The following is a 233-nucleotide window of genomic DNA, read 5'->3' on the forward strand; positions in this document are numbered from 1 at the left end:
CCTGGAGTGCGGCGGCATCCTCAAGTCGGCGACCGTGATGTTCGGCGTGCGGCTCGACCCTGTGGTCCTCGGCGTGGCGGTCGCCATCACCAAGGCGTGCCAGGTGTTCATCGCCGTCGGGTGCAGTCTGCAGGTGCAGCCCGCCGCCGGGCTCGGCGGTGTCGCCGCCGATCACGGAGCCCGGCTGATCATCGTCAACGCCGAGCCGGCGCCGTACGACGACCGGGCCGACG

General features: G+C 72.1%; 1 pseudogene. It reads left to right on the forward strand.

Going from position 1 to position 233, the window contains the following annotated elements:
• Positions 1-233, forward strand: a pseudogene (locus tag KVT44_RS57245) (Sir2 family NAD-dependent protein deacetylase); the annotation flags it as partial.

Source organism: Streptomyces sp. GbtcB7, assembly GCF_019091445.1.
Lineage (GTDB): Bacteria > Actinomycetota > Actinomycetes > Streptomycetales > Streptomycetaceae > Streptomyces > Streptomyces mirabilis.